Here is a 23,627-nt window from a genome sequence, read left to right as displayed (position 1 = left end):
AAGGATGCAAAGCTACAGTTTTAGAATGAATTATGGTAGTTTTGTGCAAAGAGTTTTATGGATAAATTGTTAAAAATCGGATTGGTTTGCATGTTGGCGGCAGTTGTGCTGATGCCGCTTGCTGTTTTGTTGGGTACTGGCCATAGAGCGCTGTTTATGGCTTTTGCAATGCTTTTAGAACTTATTGGATTAGTTTTTGTTATCATAAGCATAATTAAACAACGAAAGTCTAAAGCGCCAGGTCATGATTAAAGTCTTAAAACTACAAAAAGCAGTGTATGCCATCTTGCTTGGTATTGTTGCATTAATTGCTGCACAGGTAATGAGCAGCCATAAGATAGCGGGCAGCGGTATTGTGCTGGGCGCATCGGGATTGCTTTTGATTTTGGGTGCCTGCTTGTTTCTTTATCCGATACTTTTTGCGAAAAAAACCGATAAGGATGGCAAAAGCGTGGAGTTAAAGCCCGTGAGTGCCGAGCCTCTTGAAAGCGAAGAAGTGCAATAGTTTGCGCGATTTTAATTGCTGAATTATTGCTTGGCTATGGAAGGCCAGTCTTTGCGAAAACCCTCAGTTTCTCTTTTTCCAATCGGTTAGGCTCATTTCGAACCTGATTTCTTTTCCTTGCATGCCAGTGGCTTTCCAACCTGCTTTTTGGTAGAAAGTTTCGGCCCTTGTGCCCGGTGCGGTACTCAACCAAACATGGATAGGGCCTTGCGCAAAATACCAGTCGAGCATGAGTTGATGAAGCTGTTTGCCGATGCCATGATTTTCAAACTGAGGATGAACGAACAAGGCCCAGATGTTTTGCGCTTGGAGGTCGGCAATGGCAAAGCCGACAATTTGCTGGTTGATTTCGCATACCCAACCCTTGCCTTTGCGGTTGATGAATTCTTCGCAATCGGCATCGCTTACCAAACTGGGATCGGAAAGCCTGTTTTCTTTAACCGAATTGCGCACCATTTGGATTGGTTTGATGTCGGTGGTGGTGGTGGTGGCTTCGCGGAAAATCATTTTAGTTTTCGATACTGTTTTCGGGGTCAATATGGATTTGAGTTTGATGGAAAGATATGAAATTTTCCAAGCCACCGAACCAGTCGATCAATAATTTCCTTTCAACAATACCAGCTTTGTTGTCGATAATGGCATTATAGGATGAGTACGGCCAATCTTCCAATTGCTTGCAGAAGCCGTGATGTATGGGGTTCGTGTGGATATAGTTGATGGTGTTTGTAAGGTAGAAATCGCCTTTGATATGCGTTCTTTTGGTGTAATCGAGAAAAAGCGCACCGCGTCGGGAATGTTGTTTGTTAAATGCCTTGGCGTAGCTGTTAAGGCAATTACTGAGCTGTTGCATGATGAACTTGTGGTAGTCGAAATCATCGTCTTCTTCTATTTTGGCTAACTTCATTATGGTCTGTTCATTTCTTATCCTTACCAACAGATGGAAATGATTGGGCATAAGGCAATAGCAGTAGGTTTTAAATACTGGCGAAAGATACTTCTCGTACCTACTTAAAAAGAAGGAAAAGTTACCCGGAGATTTAAACAGGTTGTCGCTGCCGACGGCATGATTAAAAATGTGATAGAAACAATTGGGATGAAATTTGTCCAAATATTTCATGCCTCAATATACGAAATAAACCCATAACCCATAGGTTTCAAAAACCTATGAGGTTATGGGATAAAATTCAGCAAAGCCTCATACGGGTCACCTTCCAGCCCCAGTAATTTGGCAAAGGCAGGTTCGGTTTTGTAGCCTTGTTTTTTTAACATGATGATTTGTTGCCTAAAGAGTTCGCCTTTTGCCATCAAAACTTGATGTTCGATAAGCATGTGCCGGTAGGCGTTTTGCTGTTGTGCAGGGGTGGCCTGCCCGAATATTTCCAGTTCGAAGTCCTCGATTTTAAAATTGGCAATGATGGTTTGCTGGTCGTTTATCTCCACTTCGCGCAACTCAAAATCTTTCTCTTGGCAGAAATAATCAATTAGTGATTGTTTGAACTCATTAAGAGTTGTGCAATGGCAAATCACATCCAAATCGCTGGTGGCAATGGCAATGTTGATAGGGATAGTGCCCGTTAACACCGGGTGAAAAGTAGCTAGTTTCTCGAAAACCTGATGATCAGTTAATAACCGATAAGCCTTTTGCTGCAGTTTGTTTCCGCTTTTCAGGTAATCGAGCTTTTCGAAATCGATCATGGATTAATGGTCAAACTGCGCCTCGTTTTTGGCTACCTGGTCTTCTGGAATATGCTTGCGGGTCTTTTTCTTGTCGAGCCAAAGCATCAGGGCAGGCAGCAAAGTGAGGTTAAACACCAGTGCTACAATCAAGGTGATGGACAACAATAAGCCCAAAACAACCGTTCCGCCAAAGGTAGAGGCTGTGAAAATGCCGAAACCAAAGAAAAGGATCAAGGCAATATGGGTCATGCTCACTCCGGTTTCACGGATGGTATCGGAAATCACCTTGCTTACGCTGTAGTTGGTCAGCGTTAACTCCTGCTGGTAGCGCGTGAGGAAATAAATGGTCTGGTCGGATGCCAAGCCGAAGGCAATGGTAAAGATCAAAATGGTTGATGGCTTTAACGGGATATGGAAAAAGCCCATCAAGCCGGCCGTAATAATCAGCGGCACTACATTAGGCAACAACGAAATAAACATGATGCCCAAGCTCCTGAACTGGGCCAAACGCAATAGCGAAATCAAAACAATGGCTAGCGCAATGCTCTCTACCAAATGTTTGAGCAGGTAATCTGTCCCTTTAGAGAAAATAATGCTCGAGCCGGTGAGTTCTACGTTAAAGCGTTTCGGACTTAGAATCGAATCGATCCGCGGTTTGAGTTCCGCCAGTAAAGCATCCAGCCGTTTAGAACCTACATCGGCCATCTGAAAACTGATGCGGGCGGTTTGCTTGTTCTTGTCGATGAAATTGGTGAGCATATCCATGTTGCCCTTGTTTTTGCCATTGCCCGAGTTGGCGGCATAAATGAGGATAAAGTTCTTTTCGATGTCGCTGGGCAGACGGTAGAAGGCCGAATCGCCATTATAGAAAGCCTGCGAGGCATATTTAAGGCCGGTATTTAACGAAATGGAACGCGAAAACTCGGGGTAGGCGGCCACCATGCGCTCCATCTTGTCTATCCTCTCCAAGGTGGAAATGCTAAGCACGCCGTTTTTGCGTTTGGTGTCTACACTGACTTCCAAAGGCAAAATCCCTTCAAAATTCTTCTCGAAAAACTTCAGGTCGGTTAAAATCTGCGAGTTCTTGGGCAAATCGTCAACCACATAGCCGTTCACGTTGATTTTATAGACTCCAACTAAGGAAATGATGCTCAGCGCAATGGTGCACAGGTAAATCACACTTCTTTTTTGTTGTACCAAGCCATCTGTTTTCGCCAGCAAACGATCGAGGAAATTGGGTTCGTGCGTTACGTTGATTTTTCCTTTCGGCGCTGGCAAGTAGCTGAAAATTATTGGAATAAGGCAAAGGCAGATGAGCCAGGTAAACATCACGTTAAGTGCGGCTACGCTGCCAAACTGCATCAAAAGCTCGCTGCCGGTAAAGTACAAAACCCCAAAGCCAATGGCGGCGGTTACGTTGGCAATCAGTGTGGTTACGGCAATCCGCTCAATGGTAACAGCCCAGGCTTTTTGCTTGTCGCCATGCTTTTTAAGTTCGTTATGGTATTTATTGAGGAGCAGAATGCTGTTCGGAATGCCGATAATCACAATCAACGGTGGAATTAGTCCGGTTAAAATGGTGATTTCATAACCAAACAACACCAAGGTGCCGATGCTCCAGATTACCCCCATAATTACCACCAAAATTGGGAAGAACACCGCATAAAAACTCCTGAAGAAAATCAGTAAAATCAAGGCCGAAACCAAAATAGAAAGGCCCAGAAAAAGCACAAACTCGTTCGAAACCAATTTGCTGGTGGCGGTTCTGATGTAGGGCAACCCAGAGCGGTGGACCTGCATCCCTGTACTTTTGCTAAAAGCCTCAGCTTTGGCTTCGATTTCCTTCAGCACCGGATTACGTGCGGCCGAATTCAGTATTTTCTGGTCGAAGGTAATGGCCATCAAAGTGGCATTGGTCTTTTTGTTCAGCAACAAGCCGTCGTAAAAGGGCATGGCCTGCAAATGGGCCTTGAGCGAATCCATTTCGGCATCGCTTTTAACCAAGCCATTAGGAATGGGCTTGATTACAAATCGTTGGTTAACCGTATCTTTTTGCAGGTCGAACAGCTTACCTATAGATAAAACCCCTTTGATGCCTTTCAGGTGCTGGATATCCTGCGAAAGCTGTGCCCATTGGTTGTAATTCTCTTTTTTGTAGATGTCGGCACTTTGCACCCCTAAAACCATGATGCTGCCATCCTCTCCAAACTGCTTTTTAAAAGCGTTGTATTTGATGAAGACCGAATCGGTGAGGGGTAAAATCTTGCTTCCGGCATAAGAAAGCTTGAGATTGCGGGCATGCCAGGCCATGAAAACCGTTGCAACAATGAAGAAAAGAATAAGGACGATCCTGTTTTGAAGTATAGCTCTTGAGAGTTTAGCCCACATAATCAAACTGCTTTTTAAAAAAGTAAAGAAACTAATAAAAATGGCGTATTGCAAAAACAGCCCCTATTTTTTATGCTACATTAACATCAGAATGCCACAATTGTTTGTTTGTAAAAGGCGGGAGGCCTCCGATGTCGCGATTTTGGTGTATTTTAGTAGGACATGAATAAATTGCTGCAAAGTTTTGGCTACGCCTTTAAGGGCTTGGCCTATGCCTTTCGGAGCCAACTGAATTTTAAGCTCCATTGTGTGGCTGCGGTGTTGGTGCTTGCCCTTGGCTGGTATGTGCAATTGTCGGTTGCCGAATGGTTATGGATTTCGTTGGCCATTGCCCTGGTTTTGGCGGCCGAACTGTTCAATACGGCTATCGAAGTGCTTGTCGATTTGGTGTCGCCCAACTGGAACGAGCAAGCGGGTAGGGTTAAGGATGTGGCCGCTGGGGCCGTACTGTTAATTGCCTTATTGGCCTTAGTGGTCGGCTTGTTTATCTTTGTGCCCAAGTTGAGCTAAGATGTTGCATAAAATTAGAGGAATAGTACTGAAAACCACGCTTTACAGCGAAAGCAGCGTGATTGCACAGGTGTTTACCGATAAGTTCGGCATCCAGTCTTACCTGATTAACGGCGTAAAAAAGCCGAAGGCCAAAATCCCCATGAATGTGCTCCAGCCCTTGCATCTGCTCGATATGGTGGTGTACTACAAGGCGAATACACAGCTGCAAAGGGTAGCCGAAGCCAGGCCTTCGCCGGTGTTCCGGACCATTCCTTATGAGGTGATCAAGAATACGATGGTCCAGTTTTTGAACGAAGTGCTCTACAAAAGCATCCGTCAGCAACATACCGACGAAAACCTATTCGATTTTATTTACAATGCCGTGAGCTGGTTCGACGAGCACGAGGAGCCAAGTACCAATTTTCATTTGGCTTTTTTGTTAAAACTGTCGAAGTTTCTGGGTTTTGCGCCCCATGCCCAAACCAGAAATGATCAAAAATATTTCGATTTGCAGGAGGGAGAGTTCACTTCTTTGATTCCGGTGCATCCCAATTTTATCGCAAAAACAGAGGCCGACTATTTTTTGGCGCTCTTTACAACGCCTTTCGAAAAAATAAATGAAATTAAATTAAATAATGCCACAAGGAGGTTTCTGCTTGATAAAATATTGATTTTCTATGCGTTGCATACGGCTTCTTTTGGACAAATCAAGTCGCATCAGGTGTTGGAAGAAGTACTTTCTTAATTTTTTTTAAATTTTTTTTGGAAAACTATAATAACGCGCTATATTTGCAATCCCAAAACGAAGCAACGCAGGTTGCAAAGTTGAAAGGAAAAACCCAAAAAGGCGATGCTGTTTCAGGCATTCCGACTTAAGTCGGAAGGGTCACAAAAGCAAAGCCGGAACCAAAAGGGAGATTAGCTCAGCTGGTTCAGAGCACCTGCCTTACAAGCAGGGGGTCACTGGTTCGAACCCAGTATCTCCCACCAAAGAAAAGCCTTACAGAAATGTAGGGCTTTTTTGTTTTACTTCCGTTTTGGGGGTAGGGTCACAAAAGCAAAGCTGAAACCAAAAGGAGGATTAGCTCGGCTGGTTCATCATAACCCGACTTCGCTTCGGGAGTGTCGTTTGTAGTCATTAATATTTCTTGCAATCATAGGTTTATTGACCCTTGCGATATCTTATATTTAAGCATGTATTATGTTTATATCCTGTTTAGTACATCCCTGAACAAGTATTATATTGGTTCGACATCGAATATGAAAGAGCGGTTGAAGAAGCACAATTCCAATCATAAAGGATTTACCGGTGGCACTGGCGATTGGCAAATTGTTTGGCAAGAAATTCATTCAGATAAATCGATAGCCATGAAAAGGGAACGTCAGATTAAGAAATGGAAAAGCCGAAAAATGATCGAAAGCCTAATTGCAGAGAGTTAATTTAGCTGGTCAGTGCATCCCGACTTCACGTCGGGAGGGTCACTGGTTCGAACCCAGTATCTCCCACGAAAGAAAAGCCTTACAGAAATGTAGGGCTTTTTTGTTTTACTTATTTTTTCGCAACGAAAAAAGCTCAGCTAAAATCTAGAAATTGGTTGATTAGCGTTGAAGATTCCTATATTTAATCGTTAATCCGAATTGAGCTTACACAAATGCCCAAATTTATCGAACCCTATAACCCTGCGTGGAAAGCCGAATTTGAAAGAATTCATAGCATTATAAAAGCCAAACTTAATGATTTAGATATAACCATTCAGCATGTAGGAAGCACTTCAATACCTGGACTGGTTGCAAAACCTATTTTAGATATCGATATTGTTTTAACAGACAAGGGTTTGTTGGGCAATGTGGCCCAAAGGCTTGAAGGCCTCGGTTACAAATCAATGGGCGAACAAGGAATTGTTGGGCGCTTTGCCTTTAAGCAACTTTCGGAATACGTGCCCCTAACCAACCCCAAATGCACGTGGCAAAGCCATCATCTTTATGTTTGCTATTCTGATAGTCTGGCGTTGAAAAACCATCTGCTGTTTCGAGAGGCTCTTTTAAACGATAAAAACCTGCTCGAAAGTTATTCGCAATTGAAAGAAACACTTACAGACAATTCCCAAATAACCAAAGAAAAGTATTGGAAGCAAAAAACAGCTTTTATCGTATCGGTTTTAGAGAAAATGGGACTTACTGCAGCAGAATTGGAAGAAATAACGAAGACCAATAGCTAAGTGACGAAGCAAGGCTATTCATGATATCCTTATCTTTGCTTCCCAAATGTTTAAAGTGGATTTACCTCAAAAAATAGCCCAAGCCAGAAAAAAGAGCGGCCTAACCCAAGAACAGTTAGCCGAACTGACGCACGTTACGGTTCGTACCATCTGTCAAGTTTAAGCACTGTCCGTGTACCTTTTATATGCAGTTTGATTTGAGGTCGCCGTATTCGATGTTCTACCAAAATAAGATAAAGGCTATCCAATCAAAATATCCGAAATCCATTCTCTCGAAACCAGTTGCCGGCAAACTCGAAAGTCTTTCGTTTACAGCAGAAAATATGCCCGTTTTGGCCAAGGAAATCGTAGTCAAACAATTCGATTGTGTTGGTATAAACTGGAACGACAAAAGGGCATCGAAACTATCGGAACCATTGGTGCCGACTTCACATCGGGAGGTCACTGTTCGAATCCAGTATCTCCCACCAAAAGCATCATTCAAATAGGGTGATATGACACGATGTTTATAGTTTACTTTACGGTTTTTATTCTTATTATGAGCTTTATAATTAATTCGATACCGTAAACTCCATTATTCCGGTATCTGAAGTATTTCCATGCGAATCGCGAGTAACGATTTTCCAATAACGTTTCCCTGAAGGTTCTTCACTGATCAATGAGGTTGAGTTGTGCCCTGCTTTTAGCAGAAAAACGGTACCTGCCATGGAACTGGTATAGATATCATATTGGAGAACATCATTGTCTGCATCAGCGCCCTTCCATTTAAACTCAATTTTCCCATTTGTTGCCGTAACTGTCGAATTTGGTAAGGGGAAGATAACTTCAGCAGGAAAAGGGGCATAATTAACTATACCTGGCCCTGCGTTATGAAATTTCCAGGTTTCGCTAATTTGAATTTCTGGATTACGACTTGATTTAGAAGTTACAGACCAACTATAGGGCGTATTATTGGTTAATGATACTTGCAGGGTAGTGGAAGTAGCAACATGTGTAGTTGTTGCATTTGTGAGCAGGTTTTTGATCGACACCATGTAGCTGTCGGCATATTTTGAAGGCTTCCAGCTAAAAGTAATAGTACTACTGGTTGCTGTAACATTAGTTCCGCTTAAGCATGCTTCGTTATTTAATGGTGATAAAAGTACGGCCACCTCTGGTGGAAATGCAGGTTCAGACTTGTTATTTGATTTTCCGCAAGACGCTAAAAGTAATGTTATCGTTAGTAAATATAAATATTTCATTTTTTTAAGATCTTATGTGAAGAGATTTTACCAGTGTTCATTTTCACTTTTACTAAGTACATTCCACTTGAAAGGGAAGAAAGTTGAAGTGGAATGCTACCTTCGCCTAAACGGAAGGTTTTATTAATCAGTACCGCGCCATTTAAGCTAAGCACTTCGATTTGGACGGTAGTAGCATCTCTGTCTATTAAATCGATGTAGAGGATATCTGATACTGGATTTGGATACAGCTTTAGGCTATGATCTACATTGATCGTTTTTTCTACGGCCGTTTGGCATGTGATATTAGAAGCCACCTTAATGTGGTTAATCCCTTGCAACAAATTTAAGGTGATAGTATTCGCGCTGGTTTCATACCGTTCGTTATTAAGGGTAATGATGTATTTTTCTGCCCCACTTAAGTCTAATTGCACTGTTTTTAGATCTTGGCTTACCGTTGAAAAAACTTTCAGTTCTTTTGGTTCGGTGATTAATACCGTAAAACACTGCTTGAATAAAGGATCGTCTTCCAAGCCGATACAAACGGCATAGGTTCCTGGATTAAGGTCTTTCATTCCATAGCTCGTGCTAAATTTTGCACTAGTCTTTTTATTGTTTTCGTCGGTAATACTGATGGTGTAATTCAATGAAGTAGTAGCAGTGACGGCTATACTGCCATTGGCACTTCCTCTACAAGAAATATTCGTTACTGCTAATTTGAGGTTGGTAATTGCAATAACAGTGACATTAACAGCCTGCATTTTAAACTTATTGCCATTAATATCAACCTCCACGTAATAACTTCCACTTTCAGTTGCAGTATAACTGTTAGATGTGGCACCGCTAATCGTTTTTCCATCTTTAAACCACGTATAGCCTATCTTACTCCCTGTTGGAGCAGTTACGTTAATCCCTAGGGTAACATTTCCTCCTTGATTAAATGATAATGGTCCACTTAATGTAATGCTCGGCAATATCACATTAACTTTTACCGCATTGGTTTTAAGTTCTTGTCCATTTGATATCATCACAACCGTATAATCGCCGCTAGTGGTTGCCATAAAACTAGAGTTGGTTGCATTATTAATGGCCGCTCCATTTTTAAACCATTGATAGTTCATGTTACTTCCTGTAGGTACACTCAGTGTTACTGAATTGCCCATGCTGAATGAAGTTGGACCATTTGCGCTGATAGCAGGGGCTTGGTTTAGGATAGAAACTGGAGCTGAACTAACGGATTCTAGACCTAAAGTTACCATAACCGTATAACTTCCCGACAAAGTAGCTAGGTATTCATTTGTTGTAGCACCGGGAATAGGTACTTCATCTTTTATCCATTGATAATTAAAATTATTGCCAGTTTGTGTACTGAGTTTTAAACTACCGCCAATAGGAAAAATGGTAGGGCCATCGGTTGCGATTACTGGTTTGGGAATGTAAATAAAACCAGGTAGTTTGATTGCGCCAGATGGTGTATTAACAACCATGTCGCCACTTGCGCTCACACCCAATTCGGCTACGATCTTTGTTGATGAAACAATAGTGAATGATTTAACTGGAATTCCGCCAAAAGATACAGAACTTACGTTGTCGAGGTTGGCACCAGTAATTGTCACTGTATTTCCTTCAGTTGCCACTGTAGGTGTAAATGAAGCTACAGTAGGCACAGTACTCTTAAATTTAAGTATATTGATCTGGTCGGCATCAAGCCCCGCCAAATCTGGGAAACCGTCTGAATTAAAATCACAGATGACGATTCCTTTTTGAGCAGGTAGGTTTACATCAATTTTAGGATCAAAGCCGAATACCGAGCTCCCATTATTGAGATAAATCGAAAGCTTCTGGTTATTGCTAACGGCAAGATCAACTTTGCCATCGCCATTAATATCATAAGCTGCTACCTTGCCAAGTGCCGTAATGTCGAATTTGAGATCAGTGCTCATTGAAATGGTGCCTGGGCTACTTGTGTTTTTCAACAGCTGCGTTATTCCATCTACTCCTGAGGCATTGACACAATTTACGGCTAGGTCTAATTTGCCATCATTGTCAAAATCTCCATAGGTAACATCAATAGGGATTCCTTCTACATTTATTAAAACAGGATCAGCAAATTTTTGAAGATAAGTGCCATTAGCATCTTGGCCACTAATATTACGATATATAGCTACAATTTTTTGAATATCAAATCGGTTGTTTGTTCGTCTTTCAACGATATCTGGTTTACCATCTCCGTCAACGTCGCAGAGCAGTACATTATAGAGTGTTGTTGAGCCACCAACAATAATTGCTGGGGTAGAGTTTCCTAGTACATCGCCAACTGCAATGCTATTATAGTTTTGACTATATTCTCCGGCGGTATAGGCCTGTCGTTTGCTAAAGTAATATTTTTCAGGGCCATTATAAAGGAGGTTATTGTCAAAGCTGATTACATAAGGAGAAACAGCGCTTTCTAAGTTTAACACGCTGAGCCCCATTCGGCCATTATTGTTAAGCGCTAAGGCAATTGGAGTACGGTCTTCTCCTTTTGTATTGGTAAGCACTTCATAACTTGCAAAAGCGATGTCGTTATTCGTTCCAATATTACGCTGTATCAGCGGATTGCCCGTCCATGAAGCCAGAGCTACGGCAATATCCATTCTGCCATCAGGTTCAAAATCGGCAGCTAAGATATGTCTAGCTTTATTACCCACAAAAATACTTAATTTATCTCCAAAGCTCTCGGCGGTAACCTGCTGTTTGCCATTGCCTGTAGTTACGAATGGCTTTTTGCTATAACAAATAAACTTGTTCACCGAAACGCTGATCAAATCATAAGTTGCTCCAGCTGGCACGTTCACCATCAGTTCTGTGGTTGTACACGATTTAACAATAGCTTTTGCTCCACCAAAGTAAACAGAGTTATTGAGCGGGAGGCGACTAAAGTTTTCGCCTGTAATTTTTATGGCTACACCAACATTTGCTGTCATACTAGATACGCTAGTAATTTTTGGCGGTTTTGCTATAAACTCAAAATTGCTGTTTCCAGAGGTAGCCTTTCCATACGCTGTTGTAACAACAACTTGCCCGGTTTCTCCGTCGCCCACTACCACATCAACAATTTCTGGGCTTATTACTTTGAATGATTCGGCATCAAGACCACCTAAGGTAACCCTGTTCGTGGTTTGTAGATTAGTTCCGGTAAGTCTGATGGTTTGTCCTTTTGCTCCAGACCAAAAAGGATTGGTTAACGTAGGCAGGGGGAGATAATTAAATCCCTGAAAAGTAGAAGTCCATTCAGGAGTTTCCAAGGTCACATCACCTATTCCGCCTGGTCCAAGTACCGCTGTAATCATGGTAGTAGAATTTACTACAAATGATTTGGCATTGATGCCTCCAAAACGCACCGCTGTAATATCTTTAAAATTAGTTCCAGAAATAACCACTGTTGCATTTACAGCTGCAGAATTAGGTGTAATTGAGCTGATCGCGGGCTGTGGTGGAGCAATGTAGGTAAATCCGTTTAAGTTTACAGTACCATCAGCCGTTGTTACTTCAACAGCTCCGTTACCTGACCTTGGACTTACAAGGGCTGTAATTGTTGTTGGAGACACCACGACCACATCTGTTGCCATTAAGTTTCCAATCTTAACCGTAGCGCCGGCCTTAAAGTTTTTTCCGGTAATTGTAAGTTTGTCACCTGTTTTGGCAGCAGTAGGGGAAAACGATGATATTTCTGGTAAGCCTAAGATATTGTTGCTGAAAAAAATTGCGTTATAATCGGTAAAACTTAAAATATCGAGTTTGCCATCGCCGTTAATATCGCCTATGGCCAAGCTGGCCTCGTTATCTGGACTGCCAAATTCATTTGGCAAATATAATGCTGTTCCTAATGCAATTGATTTAGTAGATTGGTTAGGATAAACCTGATGGCCATAGTCTGTAGCCACAATCAGTTCTGGTTTCGAATCGCCATTGATATCGGTAACCGTTGCGTCTTTGGTATACGAATTGGTAGTAATTGTAATTGCAGGGGCAAAGGAAATGGTACCTGATTGTGTATTGTTTTCACTGATGCTGATATTTTTCGTATAGTTGCCATACATCACTACATCAACTTTTCCATCATTATTGATGTCGCCAGCAACAGCTTTTGAGTGGCCATCGGATGAAGTATATGGATATACTTTGCTTTCCTCGAAACTAAATTGGCCTATACCTGAACTGGTATTTTTAAATATGCTAAAGCCATAGCCAGTTGATACTAAAATGTCTGTTCGGCCGTCTTCATCAAAATCTGTAGCCTGTACTGATTCAACTGAAGAATAAGTAAGCGAAGCATGAGATACAGCGCTGAAACTAAAGTTGGTTCTGGTCGAATTATTGATTAAATAACCCTTTGCAGTCAAAATTTCCGGCTTTCCATCATTATTCAGATCGGCAATCTCTGCAATACCTCCAGGCCCGGCAGTAATTTTCACTTCCGTGGCAAAGGAGATTTTTCCAGGGGTAGAAGTATTACGATAGACTGCCAAAAAATTTTGATCTAAGTAAGGAACGATCATATCTAATTTGCCATCACCATTAAGATCGGCAAAACGCAATTGTCTTGGTGTGTGCGTTAGATAGGTTGGTGTAACGTAAAATGTGTTGACGTAAGTAAAATTCGTAGAGGCGTTTGGCCCAGTAGCGCCTGTATTTTGATAAATTATTACTTTTTGACCAAACCTTACAACGGTTCCTAAATCTAGTTTTCCATCATTGTCAAGATCTGCCAATTCTACATAGCCTCCAAAAGCATCGCTGTTTATCGACAGTTTATTTTCCGTAAAAGACTTGCCTGAAAAACTGTTTTTCGATGGCTCATTAAAAGTAAGGCCAAAAGCTTTTGCAGACTGGCCCATTAAACCACTTGTTTCATTAAGGACAGTAATTGGCTTATTGGTAATCCCCGCCGGAACGATTACCGTTAAGCTATTACTGGTTGCCCCAGTAACAGTTGCCCTCATCCCTCCAAAATAAACGATGTTACCTGTTGCTACAGTATTGAAATTTTGTCCTTGAATGGTAACAACTGTGCCAATTGGGCCCGACAATGGGCTAAAAGAAATGATTTTAGGGATTTGGGCGTTGGTGGTAATCGTAAAGAAAAGTACACAGCAAATGGCGATAACAAATTCTAGGACGCGTTTAAGAGACATGCGGAAGCGATAATTTTCTCAAAAATATACTTTTTTCGGGAGATAAACATAATTTACGGCAGTTATACCTATGCCTTGATTTTCACAAAAAAGGAGTAGAATCAATTAATGCTGGCTTCGTATATCAAAATTGTGGGTATCTTTCTGTTGTCGAGCAGCTGAAATAAGTCAGTAATTTTCATAAAACTTTAATATTTTAGCACTAATTTATTTCTATATGAAAGCGCTCACATTTTTTATTCTGGTTGCTTTAATGATTTCGTCTTGTAAAAAAGATGATGATACAGCTCCCGAAAATCTTGACTTAATTACAAAAGAAGCATATGTTGGCGAAGTTATTCGAATTTCGGGGACTAACTTTGATGCTAATGCATCCAATAACATTGTTGTTTTTTCAGGCGGAAAGGAAGTCCCTGCTAGTAGTTTGACTGAAAATACATTGACAGTAAATATTCCCGAGGGAGCAGTTAGTGGGCCCATATTTGTGAGGAAAGGTAAAACCAATTCATTAACAGCAGTAACGCTGCTCGTTAAGCGAAAATATAAATGGCAGGCATTGGCGCCGTTCCCTGGGCTGGGACGTATCCATGCTATTGCTTTTGCTGTTAATGGTAAGGGATACGTCACAACAGGTGCTACAAAATATAGTGGAGTATTTCCAAACGACCTTTGGGAATACGACCCAGCTACCAATAAATGGACACGTAAGGCAGATTTTCCTGGCAATACACGCTATTTCAGCTTTAGTTTTGTAATAGACAACAAAGCTTATGTAGGAGGTGGTATTACAAATAGGCCATACGATGGAACACGAGACTTGTACCAATATGATCCCGCTACAAATAAATGGGCGCAGATGGCAAGTATTCCAGCTACCGATTCCTTTGGCCGTGGCTTGGGCGTAACCTTAAATGGAAAAGGCGTTGTGGTGAATGAGGCAGATAAACATGGAGTATGGCAATATAATGCCCAAGCAAATACTTGGACTTCACTTAACAACAATGATATTTATACTCCTTGGGGTTATATCATTGATGAAGGGGTATGCTTTTTGGCCGAAGGAAAAATCTATTATGGTTTGGGTGTGAGTAGGCTTAGCAGCCCCCCTCCACCTAATATGGTCATGCACCAGTATGATAGTGGTAAAAATCAATGGACTTATGTAGATCATCAGTTCTCTAGCTCGTTAGGTACACAGGCATTAGGCAATTCGCACGTAATTGATGGAAAAGTATTTGTCAGTTTTGATGATTATGGAACACTTAATAGGTTTGATCCGGTAACTAAGAAATGGAATAGATTTCATACCGAAATCCTAAATGTCAAAGCATCTGCAACTTTTTTCACTATCGGAACAACGGCTTATGTAATTGGTGGACATGCAGATTTCTATGATGACGGAAGCAATAAACTGTATGGGTTTAATATAGATCCTTACATTAGATAAACCTTTAGCCTTCGCACCTATTGGACTCTATATTATAATTCCATAAAACAGCAATCTTCTGATATACTATCTTTGTATCAGATAGCCTAAGAATGGAAATGTACCATAAAATAGCCCAAGCCAGAAAAAAGAGCGGCCTAACCCAAGAACAGTTGGCCGAACTGACGCATGTTACGGTTCGTACCATCCAGCGAATAGAAAATGGTCAAAGCGTACCACGGGCATTTACCTTGAAAGCTTTGGCAACTGCGTTGGGCACTACCGTTCAGGAGCTTGCCGGGCCGGTAAACGATGGCAGTTTTGATCCCGAAAAAGACAGGCATTTTTTGCAGGTGCTTTGTTTATCCTGTTTTGGTTATCTCGTTATTCCTTTTGTACATTTTCTGGTTCCGGCCTATTTATTGAAAAAATCGACCAGCAAAAACCCCAAAGCCATTGTGTTTGGGCGACGATTGGTCAGACAGCAACTTTATTGGGCGGCGGGATTGAGCATCCTGATGATGCTCGTATTGGTCTATAACATCCTCGCCACCAATTTTTTTAACAAACCCTTTTTGTTGTCTTACCTGTGGATCTTCTTCGGGATGTATTTTGCCAAGGTTTTTTTGATTGCCGCTAACTTACGGCAGGTCAAAAACATGGATTTGAATCCACAAAGCCCGCAAAAAGCATAAAAAATCGCAAATGTCGGGTTAACGACGGGTAAATTACGGCCGGTCAAATAGACCTGGTGCTATAGCTTTGCATCAAAAAAACTATGCAAAGAAAACTCCGTTTATTGTCAATGGCTATGGCTAGCCTTATTTTTTCCGCCCAAGTACTTTTGGCGCAAACTATGCCCACACTGCCAGTCAACCAGTTGGTAATCTCTCCACAAACCCATACGCTTCCTTTCCGATGGCAAGGCGATTCCATCAGGTTAAAACAAGGTGGTTCAATATGGGAAGCCCATGCGGCTATGCTTATTCCCGTCAAGTTTAAGCACTGTCCGCGTATCTTTTACCTGCAGTTTGATTTGGGGTCGCCGTATTCGATGTTCTACCAAAATAAGATAGAGGCTATCCAATCAAAATACCCGAAATCCATTCCCTCGAAACCAATTGCCGGCAAACTCGAAAGCCTTTCGTTTACAGCAGGAAATATGCCCGTTTTGGCCAAGGAAATTGTAGTCAAGCAGTTCGATAGTGCTGGTATAAACTGGAACGACAAAAAGGGTGTCGAAATTATCGGAACCATTGGTGTCGACTTCATTGATCAAAAAGTAGCCGTGATAGACTATCCAAATGCCAAACTCACCCTTTCGGAGCAAATCCCTGAAAAGTTACTGCCTCGACTTTCCTTAACCGATTTAATCTATTCGAACAGAAGCCTGTTGTTTCCTGCAAAAGTTAACGACAAAAACACCATGCTCTTTTTTGATACGGGTTCGAGCATGTTCGAACTGCTCACCAATAAAGAAACCAGTAGACAACTTGCCCAGCCCGATGTGCAGCCCATCCAGTATGATGTCAAGTCGTGGGGCAGGTCCTTAACGGCCCATACGGTTGCCTCCCGGGGCGAAATCGAGTTGGCAGGAATCGTCCTCCCTCTTGGTTCGACTACATATATGGAGGGCGCGAGTGATGCCCAGGTAGAGCGTATGCTGAAATTGGGTATAGGCGGGATGATCGGAAACAAGCTTTTGCTCAATTGTATCTTGGTGCTCGATACGAAGAACAAAAAATTTGGATTGGTTAAAGAGAGGTAACATTTAGAAATGAAGTTGATTAAGCTTTGCTCCGTGAAAAAACGGGGTAAGGCTTTTTTATTTAATTCATTTCTAAGTGTTTATGGTTTTATCCTAGGTGCCCAATAACTGGAAATTGATCCATAATCCTTCTTAACTGATTCGTCATTGCTTTTATTTGTGTTTGGTCAAATTCCATTCTGAACATTAACTCGCTAGAATAGAAGCCAGGTTCGTCGCAAGCTTTTACTGTAACTTCGAAATGTCCAAATCCATCACCAAGTATGTCTAATTTAAGATATCCTTCTAAATCATGGAATGAGGTAGCTCCTTTCAGATTATCGTAAAGCTTTGATAGCCCTGCTTCAAGTAATTCAAAATCTCTAGTCAAAAAAATTGCCATATATTGCTCGGAGAAGCGTCCTCCACGAATGATTATGCTTGTTTTAATCCAATTCTTATCATAATCAAGATCGGAATTATACATAATCCTTTCTAGGGGCTCTAGCCTCACAACATTTCCTGAATTTGAAATTTCAAAATGAAGATCATGTATTTCCATAAAGACGATATAAGGTATTAGCTAAATGCAAGGCCTCTTAGGCTTTCGATTAAGGGTTCTTTTTAAGTTCTTCAATTTTGTTCTTCGCATTATTAAAGGCGGTTTCTATTAATTCGCCATTATCGATAAACAATGTGTTATCCGAACCATATTTTTCGAGTTTTATATACCAGCTTGCCTTAGCGTTACTGATATAATAACCAACTTGGAATCCATCTACAGTTATAAATTTGTTTTCCAAATAGTCTGGTTTATTCGCGATATCTTTTTCTACCTCCGGCTTAAGGACTTTTATTGCTTTTAAAACCTCTAATAAATCATTGTACTCGATTGAAGCAGTGCTATTTTCATATTTGCTTTCTTTAACGATTTGATAGAAAAAACCAACAGTTGCGCCACTACTGATTTTTCTTATCCTAGTTTCTGCACCGCCAAATGAGGTTTTCAGATTAGGTAGCTTGGTGTCAACAAATTTAGTTATCATGCCTGTTTTTGATATAAAAACATCCATTTTGGTCTTAGAGGCTTCGAGCTCTTTCTTGACGTCTTGCGAATAAACATTAGTTATGAATGTTACTATTCCTAAGAGCAAGAGAGGTAGTGTTTTTTTCATTAATTCAGATTTTGAGAAGTTCGTAAATATATTTAAGATTTGTTGTAAAATACGCAATGTGAGAAATTTAGAGCGTTTATAAGATTACTTATCTTTTTTCAAATTTAAAATGTCGATATAAAATAAGATTACGGGTTTCCTTACTTTATGTCTTATGGGCTTGAGCCCCATCCTTGTTTTATTGTCAATGTTTTTTGATACACAATGATTAAGTTTGGATATGCTCCAAAAAATTATGGCCTATCTTCGAAGGGGGAAAATCAAGAAATTAGATCATTCGGTTGACGTTAAGGGGCTTGAAATGGTATTGTATGGCCGTCATCATGAAGCATATTGGGATAAGTTAGAGCTGGTGCAACTTGATGAAATAAGCTATTATTATTCCTTCAGATTTGTACAGAAAAATAAAATAAGGGAAAAATGTTCATTTCAATTAGTGGGGGTTGCAGAGAATATTGACCCAAATGGTCATAATAATTTCGATTTTTATGACCCTGAAGAAAGTTATGGGCCCACAGAAGTTTATCTTTTTCAAAATGACGATTTCTGTTTTTGGATTTACCTGCCATTAACGCTATCACCTGTTGTTAAAATTAGATTCTCATTTAAAAATGAAAATCACTGCAAAATAATAGAGCACGAATCTATCCTATTAGAATATGAGAAGAGAGTGATGGCGTGATTTTGCAAGAGATGAAAAAAATAATCCAATAAAGAAATTTGCTAGGGCGGGTTGATAAAGTCCTGTTTGTTGCGCCAAATGCGACAAAGGTAAATAAGGGCAAACGATTTGTTGATTTAATCGAATGGATTTGCGGTTATTAATATCTTTGTTTTATTATGGCCCTCATCAATCCCGCTATCGATTCGTTTTATAACCAAAGTTCGGAAGAAACCCGTTTGCAACTCGGCCTTGGTCCGCTGGAATTTGTCCGCAACAAAGAACTGATTTCCCGTTACCTCAATGGTACAAAACTCGCCATTGCCGATGTGGGTGGCGGTCCGGGGCATTATGCCGCTTGGCTGAGTGGTTTGGGACATGAGGTTACCTTGATTGATCCGGTACAAAAGCACGTTCAGCAGGCAGAAAAAAGAGCCAAAAAAGCCAAAACTCCATTTAAATCGCTATTGGGCGAAGCCAAGAAACTGCCTTTTGCCGATAACAGCATCGATGTGGTTATTTTGCATGGTCCCTTGTACCATATCCAAAACCGTGAAGAACGCTTGGCCGCCATTAAGGAGGCCAAACGCGTATTGAAAAACGGAGGCGTGGTGCTGGGTTTTGCCATTACTTTTGCGGCCTCAACCCTGGCGGCCTTTCAAAGTGGCATGTTCCACCATCCGGCAGTTTTCGACATGTGCATGGCCGAATTATCTACTAGCCTGCACCAGCCGCCCAAAGCTTTTCTCGGTATGTTGGCCGAAGCCTATTTTCATCGCCCTTCAGCCTTGCGCAACGAGTTTGAAGCCTGTGGCCTGCAGGTGCTCAATTTGGTGGCGGTAGAGGGCGTGATTTGGATGGATAAATCTTTTTTTGAAAGCTGGGCTACTGAAGCCAAGCGAGAAAGATTGTTGCAACTGCTGGCGCAAACAGAAGCAGACCAAGAATTGCTCTGTCTGAGTCCGCACATGATGCTGGCGGCCCAAAAAGTCGGAAAAAATGCGTAACTTAATCTTATGGAAAGGCCCAAATTACAGCTGACATTATCACCACTGGATAAAATGGTGATGATATTGGGCTGGATTGCGCTAGTTGCCTTATGGTGGCTTACCATCAGCCATTACCGTAGTTTGCCCGAGGTAATTCCTACACATTACAACGCCATGGGCAAAATAGATGCTTATGGCAGCAAACGCACTGTTTTTATCTTGCCGGCTATCGGAACTATTCTTTTTGTAGTCATTGCCATTCTAAACCGTTTTCCACAAGTGTTTAATTACCCGACCGAAATTACTGCCGATAATGCCCTAAGACAGTATACCAATGCCACACGTTTGCTCAGGCTGCTCCAGTTGATGCTGATGCTGGTTTTTCTGTTCATCCAGTTTAAAACCATGAAAGCAACCGTCGATGGAGCGTCGGGTCTGGGTGTTTGGTTTTTGCCAACGGTTCTGGTCTTTATCTTTGTTCCCGTAGCCTATTTTGTGGTCAGGTCTTTCAAAGCCAAATAAGGTTTGTTGGGTATTGATTTGGCTATGATTGAAGAAAATTGCCTGTAAATAGGCCTTCTTTTCCTAAAAGTTAAAATTTCTTTCTATTTTTAGTCTCATGAAAAACAGACTATTAACCCTGCTTTGCCTTACATCTATGGGCATGCAGGCGCTGGCGCAAGAGCCCAATGCGGCTTACCGACAGCAAATTGATGGCACCAAGCTTTCTTTTGAAATGCAGGCCATTCCGGGTGGTAGTTTTGCCATGGGCAGCAAAAATGGCAATAAAGACGAAGCCCCAATTCATCAGGTAAAAATAGACCCGTTTTGGATGAGCAAATTCGAAGTGATTTGGGATATTTATGAGCCTTTCCTCTATAAAGATTACGAAACCAACAATAGTGTGGGCGCTATACCGCCACAAGTTGATGCGGTAACCAGACCCACTAAACCTTATCTCGACATGACTTTTGGCATGGGCAAGGCTGGAAAACCGGCTCTGGCCATGACCCAGTACAATGCCATCCAGTTTTGTAAATGGCTATATGCACGAACCGGCGTGTTCTATCGCCTGCCTACCGAAGCAGAGTGGGAGTATGCCTGTAGGGCTGGCAGCGCAGCCGATTATGCTTTTGGCAACGATGCGAAAAAACTAGGTGAATATGCCTGGTATAAAGGTAATAGTGACAAAAAAACGCACGAAGTAGGCCAGAAAAAACCCAATGCCTGGGGACTGTACGATATGCATGGCAACGTAGCCGAGTGGACCTACGACCAATACGAACCCGATTTTTATGCCAGTCTGGGCAAGGGCGAAGCTAATAATCCTGTGGCCGTTGCCACTAAATTGTATCCCCTGGTCATTAGGGGCGGTTCATACGATGACGACGCCAAGGCCCTCAGGTCGGCGGCCAGAAGTGCCTCAGAACCGGCTTGGAAGCAAATCGATCCCCAAATTCCCAAAAGCAACTGGTGGTTTCCAGAAGCGCCCTTTATCGGCATCAGATTGGTGAGGCCGGTAAACCCGCCTAGCAAGGCCGATATCGAAGCCTATTATGACAAAGCACCTATAAAAGATTATTAACCTTAATAAACCAAATAAAACCTATGACAGATAACAGTAAAACACAAAACGAACGGAGAGAGTTTTTAAAGGCTTCGGCACTGGTAGCGGGTGGCGTAATGCTGAGTGGCTATAGCTGGGCAGCACCATCATCGGTTGACGATACCATTAAAATTGCCCTTATCGGCTGTGGCGATCGTGGTACCGGTGCGGCTTTTCAGGCTTTGAGCACCAAGTTCAACCTTAAATTGGTGGCGATGGCCGATGCTTTCCAAGATCGCTTAGAAAGTAGCCACAAAGCAATTTCAGAACGGTTTAAAGACAAAATAGATGTACCCAAAGAACGTCAGTTTGTAGGTTTCGATGCCTATAAAAAAGCCATTGCCTTGGCCGATGTGGTGTTGTTGGTTACCCCGCCGGGATTTAGGCCGATCCACTTTGAAGAAGCCATCAACCAAAACAAACACGTGTTTATGGAGAAGCCGGTAGCGGTCGATTCGCCAGGCATCAGAAAAGTATTAGCAGCGGCCGAGCTGGCCAAAAAGAAAAAGCTGAACGTGGTGGTGGGCTTGCAACGCAGGTATCAAACCAATTATCGCGAGACTTTAAAAAGAATACAAGACGGCGCCATCGGCGATATCGTTTCGGGCCAGGTATACTGGAACAGCGGTGGCGTTTGGGTAAAGCAGCGTCAGCCCAACCAAACCGAAATGGAGTATCAAATGCGCAACTGGTATTATTTTAACTGGTTGTGTGGCGATCATATCGTTGAGCAGCACGTACACAACATCGACATTGCCAATTGGGTAAAAAATGCCTATCCGGTTTCGGTTCAGGGTACAGGTAGCCGGGCTTGGCGTACAGGCAAAAACTATGGCGAAATTTACGATAACCACGCCGTAGAGCTGACCTATGCCGATGGTTCGGTTATTTACAGCCAATGTCGCCATTTCGAAGGCATCAGCAACCGAGTTGACGAGACTTTCCAAGGCACCAAAGGCCGTGTATATCTTTCGGCCGGCAACAATGGCATTTTGTGGGACCACAAAGGCAAAGAGATTTTTAGCCATCCAACCAAAGGCAATGCCAACCCTTACCAAACCGAACACGACGAACTGTTCGCGGCCATTGCCAAAAACGAATATAAGTTCTGGGATGCCGAAAGAGCTGCAAAAAGCTGCTTTACCGCCATCATTGGTCGCTATGCCACTTACTCGGGCGAGGTCATTAAATGGGACGATGCCTTAAAGGCCGAAAACAGCTTGTTGCCAAGCCAGTTTGCCTGGGATGCACAGCCGAAGGTTTTGCCGGATGCCGACGGACTTTATCCTGTTGCCAGGCCAGGAAAAACAAAAGTACTGTCTTAATGAAACGATTGCTATTGCCCCTGACTTGTTTAGGGGCATTTTTTCTTTTTTCCTTCCATCGCCCTGCGTTGCACGAATTCAAAATCAACGGAGAGGCACAAGGCACTACTTATGCGTTAAGTTATTATGCTGCCGACAGCGTGGTCAATAAACGCCAGATAGACAGCATATTGGACGTAATCGATTTGTCGATGTCTTTGTATCGCCCAAATTCGACCATCAGTCGGTTTAACCAATCCGATAAAGGCTTGAAGCTCGATGCGCACTTTTTGAACGTGGTACAGCGCTCATTTGAGATTTACCGAGATACCAAGGGCATATTCGACATCACGGTAGAACCCTTGGTCAACTATTGGATCCGTGCCAAACGCGAACCCAATAGCATTGATTCGGCAAAGATTAAACAATTGCTTCCCTTTGTAGGCATGGATAAACTCCAGCTTAAGGGCAATCATTTGGCCAAGCAGCAACCCACCGTGCATGTAGATGTAAACGGTATTGCACAAGGCTATTCGGTTGATGTTTTGGCCGATTTTCTGGACAAACACCATATCGTTGCTTATGTGGTGGAAATAGGTGGCGAAATCAGGCTCAAAGGCCCTAAACCCGATGGCAAACCGATGCGTATTGGTATAGAAGGGCCAGATAGCGAGAGGGGAGGTACGCCAACCATCAAACATGTTTTAGCCGCAAACCAGGGTGCCATTACCACATCGGGCAATTACCGTGGCTATTTGGAAACCAAAAGAATGTCGTACCTGATCAATCCCAAAACTGGCTTTCCCTTAAACGGCGAAATCATCAGTGCCACGGTATACGCCAAAGATGCCATCACTGCCGATGGCTATGATAATGTATTGATGGCCATGAAAGTAAGCGAAGCTCTGCAGTTTGTTGATCGGCATAAAGATCTGGAAGCCTACTTGATTTATAAACGTGCAGATGGCAAACTAGCCGATACGGCGAGTACGGGTTTTAAAAAAATGTTGGCCAATTAAACTCCTCGTAAGGAAATAAAAA

General features: G+C 42.2%; 24 protein-coding genes and 1 tRNA gene. 17 read left to right on the top strand and 8 right to left on the bottom strand.

Features of this window, described 5'->3' with window-relative positions; all coding sequences use genetic code 11:
• Positions 1–57: 57 nt before the first annotated feature.
• Positions 58–252, top strand: coding sequence for a hypothetical protein (locus tag VRU48_RS12595; protein WP_330108269.1), 195 nt, complete (start codon positions 58–60; stop codon positions 250–252).
• On the top strand, positions 245–505 hold the full coding sequence (locus VRU48_RS12590; RefSeq protein WP_330108268.1) for an isoleucyl-tRNA synthetase: 261 nt from the start codon (positions 245–247) through the stop codon (positions 503–505). The genes VRU48_RS12595 and VRU48_RS12590 overlap by 8 nt, the downstream gene beginning before the upstream one ends.
• Positions 506–568: 63 nt before the next feature.
• Here VRU48_RS12590 and VRU48_RS12585 read toward each other — a convergent pair whose 3' ends face one another.
• The 4 genes from VRU48_RS12585 to VRU48_RS12570 form a co-directional block, all read right to left on the bottom strand.
• Positions 569–1,012, bottom strand: a complete 444-nt coding sequence (locus VRU48_RS12585; RefSeq protein WP_330108267.1) for a GNAT family N-acetyltransferase — start codon at positions 1,010–1,012, stop codon at positions 569–571.
• A gap of 1 nt (position 1,013) precedes the next feature.
• Complete coding sequence (locus tag VRU48_RS12580; RefSeq protein ID WP_330108266.1) at positions 1,014–1,409, bottom strand: hypothetical protein; 396 nt, start codon at positions 1,407–1,409, stop codon at positions 1,014–1,016.
• A 266-nt stretch (positions 1,410–1,675) separates the two neighbouring features.
• Positions 1,676–2,200, bottom strand: a complete 525-nt coding sequence (locus VRU48_RS12575) for a DUF4269 domain-containing protein (RefSeq protein WP_330108265.1) — start codon at positions 2,198–2,200, stop codon at positions 1,676–1,678.
• 3 nt (positions 2,201–2,203) lie between these two features.
• A complete protein-coding gene (locus tag VRU48_RS12570) occupies positions 2,204–4,570 on the bottom strand; it encodes an efflux RND transporter permease subunit (protein WP_330108264.1) in 2,367 nt (788 codons plus the stop codon).
• 162 nt (positions 4,571–4,732) lie between these two features.
• On the opposite strand from VRU48_RS12570, the gene VRU48_RS12565 reads away from it, so the two are divergent.
• The 6 genes from VRU48_RS12565 to VRU48_RS19650 all read left to right on the top strand — a co-directional run bounded on the left by VRU48_RS12565 (position 4,733) and on the right by VRU48_RS19650 (position 7,444).
• Positions 4,733–5,080: a diacylglycerol kinase family protein gene (locus tag VRU48_RS12565; protein WP_330108263.1), complete on the top strand. Its 348-nt coding sequence runs from the start codon at positions 4,733–4,735 to the stop codon at positions 5,078–5,080.
• A gap of 1 nt (position 5,081) precedes the next feature.
• Entirely contained in the window at positions 5,082–5,807 is a 726-nt protein-coding gene (recO, locus tag VRU48_RS12560; protein ID WP_330108262.1) for a DNA repair protein RecO, read from the top strand.
• 167 nt (positions 5,808–5,974) lie between these two features.
• Positions 5,975–6,052 (top strand) — tRNA-Val (locus VRU48_RS12555).
• Between the two features lie 204 nt (positions 6,053–6,256).
• A complete protein-coding gene (locus tag VRU48_RS12550) occupies positions 6,257–6,502 on the top strand; it encodes a GIY-YIG nuclease family protein (protein ID WP_330108261.1) in 246 nt (81 codons plus the stop codon).
• Positions 6,503–6,714: 212 nt separating this feature from the next.
• Positions 6,715–7,281, top strand: coding sequence for a GrpB family protein (locus VRU48_RS12545; RefSeq protein WP_330108260.1), 567 nt, complete (start codon positions 6,715–6,717; stop codon positions 7,279–7,281).
• A 46-nt stretch (positions 7,282–7,327) separates the two neighbouring features.
• Positions 7,328–7,444, top strand: a complete 117-nt coding sequence (locus VRU48_RS19650; RefSeq protein WP_431311634.1) for a helix-turn-helix domain-containing protein — start codon at positions 7,328–7,330, stop codon at positions 7,442–7,444.
• A 388-nt stretch (positions 7,445–7,832) separates the two neighbouring features.
• On the opposite strand, the gene VRU48_RS12540 is transcribed toward VRU48_RS19650, so the two are convergent.
• Both VRU48_RS12540 and VRU48_RS12535 read right to left on the bottom strand, forming a co-directional pair.
• Positions 7,833–8,522 (bottom strand): hypothetical protein, encoded by a 690-nt coding sequence (locus VRU48_RS12540; RefSeq protein WP_330108259.1) that lies wholly within the window; start codon positions 8,520–8,522, stop codon positions 7,833–7,835.
• Entirely contained in the window at positions 8,519–13,678 is a 5,160-nt protein-coding gene (locus VRU48_RS12535) for an FG-GAP-like repeat-containing protein (RefSeq protein ID WP_330108258.1), read from the bottom strand. Before VRU48_RS12535 ends, VRU48_RS12540 begins: the two co-directional genes overlap by 4 nt.
• A 217-nt stretch (positions 13,679–13,895) precedes the next feature.
• Here VRU48_RS12535 and VRU48_RS12530 point away from each other — a divergent pair, with 217 nt between their 5' ends.
• The 3 genes from VRU48_RS12530 (at position 13,896) to VRU48_RS12520 (ending at position 16,872) form a co-directional block, all read left to right on the top strand.
• Positions 13,896–15,125 (top strand): IPT/TIG domain-containing protein, encoded by a 1,230-nt coding sequence (locus VRU48_RS12530; RefSeq protein ID WP_330108257.1) that lies wholly within the window; start codon positions 13,896–13,898, stop codon positions 15,123–15,125.
• 98 nt (positions 15,126–15,223) lie between these two features.
• Positions 15,224–15,799 carry a helix-turn-helix domain-containing protein gene (locus VRU48_RS12525; protein ID WP_330108256.1) on the top strand — a complete coding sequence of 192 codons (576 nt, stop codon included), beginning with the start codon at positions 15,224–15,226 and terminating at the stop codon, positions 15,797–15,799.
• Positions 15,800–15,960: 161 nt separating this feature from the next.
• Complete coding sequence (locus VRU48_RS12520) at positions 15,961–16,872, top strand: hypothetical protein (protein ID WP_330108255.1); 912 nt, start codon at positions 15,961–15,963, stop codon at positions 16,870–16,872.
• Positions 16,873–16,960: 88 nt separating this feature from the next.
• Here the strand turns inward: VRU48_RS12520 and VRU48_RS12515 are convergent, their stop codons facing one another.
• The gene (locus VRU48_RS12515; RefSeq protein WP_330108254.1) at positions 16,961–17,413 is read right to left on the bottom strand and encodes a WapI family immunity protein; all 453 of its coding nucleotides are present in this window, start codon (positions 17,411–17,413) and stop codon (positions 16,961–16,963) included.
• Positions 17,414–17,462: 49 nt separating this feature from the next.
• Positions 17,463–18,026, bottom strand: a complete 564-nt coding sequence (locus tag VRU48_RS12510) for a hypothetical protein (protein ID WP_330108253.1) — start codon at positions 18,024–18,026, stop codon at positions 17,463–17,465.
• Positions 18,027–18,246: 220 nt separating this feature from the next.
• On the opposite strand from VRU48_RS12510, the gene VRU48_RS12505 reads away from it, so the two are divergent.
• From VRU48_RS12505 to VRU48_RS12480, 6 genes are all read left to right on the top strand, one after another.
• Positions 18,247–18,708, top strand: coding sequence for a hypothetical protein (locus tag VRU48_RS12505; RefSeq protein ID WP_330108252.1), 462 nt, complete (start codon positions 18,247–18,249; stop codon positions 18,706–18,708).
• A 158-nt stretch (positions 18,709–18,866) separates the two neighbouring features.
• Positions 18,867–19,694 (top strand): class I SAM-dependent methyltransferase, encoded by an 828-nt coding sequence (locus VRU48_RS12500; protein ID WP_330108251.1) that lies wholly within the window; start codon positions 18,867–18,869, stop codon positions 19,692–19,694.
• A 9-nt stretch (positions 19,695–19,703) separates the two neighbouring features.
• The gene (locus tag VRU48_RS12495; RefSeq protein WP_330108250.1) at positions 19,704–20,198 is read left to right on the top strand and encodes a DUF1648 domain-containing protein; all 495 of its coding nucleotides are present in this window, start codon (positions 19,704–19,706) and stop codon (positions 20,196–20,198) included.
• A gap of 97 nt (positions 20,199–20,295) precedes the next feature.
• Positions 20,296–21,261 (top strand): formylglycine-generating enzyme family protein, encoded by a 966-nt coding sequence (locus VRU48_RS12490; RefSeq protein ID WP_330108249.1) that lies wholly within the window; start codon positions 20,296–20,298, stop codon positions 21,259–21,261.
• 23 nt (positions 21,262–21,284) lie between these two features.
• Entirely contained in the window at positions 21,285–22,607 is a 1,323-nt protein-coding gene (locus VRU48_RS12485) for a Gfo/Idh/MocA family protein (protein WP_330108248.1), read from the top strand.
• Positions 22,607–23,605, top strand: a complete 999-nt coding sequence (locus tag VRU48_RS12480; RefSeq protein ID WP_330108247.1) for an FAD:protein FMN transferase — start codon at positions 22,607–22,609, stop codon at positions 23,603–23,605. The genes VRU48_RS12485 and VRU48_RS12480 overlap by 1 nt, the downstream gene beginning before the upstream one ends.
• The last annotated feature ends 22 nt before the right edge of the window (positions 23,606–23,627 follow it).

Source organism: Pedobacter albus (assembly GCF_036324255.1).
GTDB classification, from domain to species: domain Bacteria; phylum Bacteroidota; class Bacteroidia; order Sphingobacteriales; family Sphingobacteriaceae; genus Pedobacter; species Pedobacter albus.
Note: the sequence above shows the minus strand (reverse complement) of the source record. Positions and strands in the feature narration are given on the sequence as shown.

Excerpts from the sequence above, each read along its gene's own strand:
- VRU48_RS12595 (WP_330108269.1), top strand. The coding sequence starts at position 58 with ATGGATAAATTGTTAAAAATCGGATTGGTTTGCATGTTGGCGGCAGTT.
- VRU48_RS12590 (WP_330108268.1), top strand. The coding sequence starts at position 245 with ATGATTAAAGTCTTAAAACTACAAAAAGCAGTGTATGCCATCTTGCTT.
- VRU48_RS12585 (WP_330108267.1), bottom strand. The coding sequence starts at position 1,012 with ATGATTTTCCGCGAAGCCACCACCACCACCACCGACATCAAACCAATC.
- VRU48_RS12580 (WP_330108266.1), bottom strand. The coding sequence starts at position 1,409 with ATGAAGTTAGCCAAAATAGAAGAAGACGATGATTTCGACTACCACAAG.
- VRU48_RS12575 (WP_330108265.1), bottom strand. The coding sequence starts at position 2,200 with ATGATCGATTTCGAAAAGCTCGATTACCTGAAAAGCGGAAACAAACTG.
- VRU48_RS12570 (WP_330108264.1), bottom strand. The coding sequence starts at position 4,570 with ATGTGGGCTAAACTCTCAAGAGCTATACTTCAAAACAGGATCGTCCTT.
- VRU48_RS12565 (WP_330108263.1), top strand. The coding sequence starts at position 4,733 with ATGAATAAATTGCTGCAAAGTTTTGGCTACGCCTTTAAGGGCTTGGCC.
- recO (WP_330108262.1), top strand. The coding sequence starts at position 5,082 with ATGTTGCATAAAATTAGAGGAATAGTACTGAAAACCACGCTTTACAGC.
- VRU48_RS12550 (WP_330108261.1), top strand. The coding sequence starts at position 6,257 with ATGTATTATGTTTATATCCTGTTTAGTACATCCCTGAACAAGTATTAT.
- VRU48_RS12545 (WP_330108260.1), top strand. The coding sequence starts at position 6,715 with ATGCCCAAATTTATCGAACCCTATAACCCTGCGTGGAAAGCCGAATTT.
- VRU48_RS19650 (WP_431311634.1), top strand. The coding sequence starts at position 7,328 with ATGTTTAAAGTGGATTTACCTCAAAAAATAGCCCAAGCCAGAAAAAAG.
- VRU48_RS12540 (WP_330108259.1), bottom strand. The coding sequence starts at position 8,522 with ATGAAATATTTATATTTACTAACGATAACATTACTTTTAGCGTCTTGC.
- VRU48_RS12535 (WP_330108258.1), bottom strand. The coding sequence starts at position 13,678 with ATGTCTCTTAAACGCGTCCTAGAATTTGTTATCGCCATTTGCTGTGTA.
- VRU48_RS12530 (WP_330108257.1), top strand. The coding sequence starts at position 13,896 with ATGAAAGCGCTCACATTTTTTATTCTGGTTGCTTTAATGATTTCGTCT.
- VRU48_RS12525 (WP_330108256.1), top strand. The coding sequence starts at position 15,224 with ATGTACCATAAAATAGCCCAAGCCAGAAAAAAGAGCGGCCTAACCCAA.
- VRU48_RS12520 (WP_330108255.1), top strand. The coding sequence starts at position 15,961 with ATGCCCACACTGCCAGTCAACCAGTTGGTAATCTCTCCACAAACCCAT.
- VRU48_RS12515 (WP_330108254.1), bottom strand. The coding sequence starts at position 17,413 with ATGGAAATACATGATCTTCATTTTGAAATTTCAAATTCAGGAAATGTT.
- VRU48_RS12510 (WP_330108253.1), bottom strand. The coding sequence starts at position 18,026 with ATGAAAAAAACACTACCTCTCTTGCTCTTAGGAATAGTAACATTCATA.
- VRU48_RS12505 (WP_330108252.1), top strand. The coding sequence starts at position 18,247 with ATGCTCCAAAAAATTATGGCCTATCTTCGAAGGGGGAAAATCAAGAAA.
- VRU48_RS12500 (WP_330108251.1), top strand. The coding sequence starts at position 18,867 with ATGGCCCTCATCAATCCCGCTATCGATTCGTTTTATAACCAAAGTTCG.
- VRU48_RS12495 (WP_330108250.1), top strand. The coding sequence starts at position 19,704 with ATGGAAAGGCCCAAATTACAGCTGACATTATCACCACTGGATAAAATG.
- VRU48_RS12490 (WP_330108249.1), top strand. The coding sequence starts at position 20,296 with ATGAAAAACAGACTATTAACCCTGCTTTGCCTTACATCTATGGGCATG.
- VRU48_RS12485 (WP_330108248.1), top strand. The coding sequence starts at position 21,285 with ATGACAGATAACAGTAAAACACAAAACGAACGGAGAGAGTTTTTAAAG.
- VRU48_RS12480 (WP_330108247.1), top strand. The coding sequence starts at position 22,607 with ATGAAACGATTGCTATTGCCCCTGACTTGTTTAGGGGCATTTTTTCTT.